Source organism: Rhizobacter sp. P3_B12 (assembly GCF_056402895.1).
In genome coordinates, this window is record NZ_JBFUGN010001345.1 from 1 (window position 1) to 1,293 (window position 1,293).

General features: G+C 72.2%; 1 protein-coding gene and 1 pseudogene. Both read left to right on the forward strand.

Translation table 11 applies throughout. The features are described 5' to 3' along the window. A pseudogene (locus AC1D01_RS35085) lies at positions 1-211 on the forward strand (hypothetical protein); the annotation flags it as partial. Continuing rightward, on the forward strand, positions 208-1,293 hold a 1,086-nt coding region (locus AC1D01_RS35090; protein ID WP_477874195.1), incomplete at its 3' end, for an aspartate aminotransferase family protein. The pseudogene AC1D01_RS35085 and the gene AC1D01_RS35090, both read left to right, overlap by 4 nt.

Sequence of the window (1,293 nt, forward strand, 5' to 3'; positions counted from 1 at the left end):
GCTGAACCACGGCGTGCTGTGCTGCGGCCCGAGCACCGAGGCGGCCGTGCAGGCCGTCGAAGACCTGGAGACGCTGGCCTGCATGCACCTGCGGCAGCGCATCGCGGCGCGCGCGGCGACCGATGCGTCGCAGCGCGAAGTTTTTGCGCGGCTCGATGCCGAGCTGGCCGATGCCATCCACCTTGCGACCAAGAACAGACCTGCACCATGAGCAACCTCGCACCGATCCACTCCGCCGCGTCGGCCGCCCCCACCAGCGCCATCTCGGCCTGGCCCGATGTCGATGCGCTGTACCGCCGCTTCGCCGAGCTCGTGAAGCAGCCGATGCGCCCGATCCGCCGCGATGCGATGGCCGGCGTGATGCGCCATTTCGACGAGCGCTGCGCCGGTTCGCGCCGCCTCGCCGAGCAGGCGCAGGCGGTGATCCCGGGCGGCGTGCAGCACAACCTGGCGTTCAACCACCCGTTCCCGATCGCGGCCGCCAAGGCCCAGGGCGCCCACCTGACCGATGTCGACGGCAACCGCTACATCGATTTCCTGCAAGCCGGCGGCCCGACACTGCTCGGCTCCAACCACCCGGTGGTGCGCGAGGCCGTCAACCGCGTGCTCGACGACTGCGGGCCGGTGACCGGGCTGCTGCACGAATACGAGGTGAAGCTCGCCGAGCTGGTGTGCCGCGCGATGCCGGGCGTCGAGATGCTGCGGCTGCTCGGCTCCGGCACCGAGGCGGTGATGGGCGCGGTGCGCCTCGCCCGCGCGTACACGCACCGCAAGTGGGTCATCAAGATCGGCGGCGCGTACCACGGCTGGAGCGACCAGCTGGTCTACGGCATGCGGCTGCCCGGCACCGGGCGCATGGAGGCCGTCGGCATCCCGCGCGGCGCGACGGCGCACACGCAGGAATGCCATCCGAACGACCTCGATGCGCTGCGCCGCAAGCTGCAGCTGAACCGCCTGCGCGGCGGCACCGCGGCCGTGCTGCTGGAGCCGCTCGGCCCCGAGAGCGGCACCCGCCCGGTGCACCCCGACTACAACCGCCAGGTGCGTGCGCTGTGCGACGAGTTCGGTGCGCTGATGATCTTCGACGAGGTGGTCACCGGGTTCCGCGTCGGCATGGGCGGCGCGCAGGCGTATTTCGGCGTCAAGCCCGACCTGACGGTGCTCGGCAAGTGCCTGGCCGGCGGCTACCCGATGGCCGGCGCGATCGGCGGCCGGCGCGACGTGATGATGCTGCTGGTCGGCGGCATCGGCACCACCGCGCGGCGCGCCTTCGTCGGCGGCACGCTGTCGGCG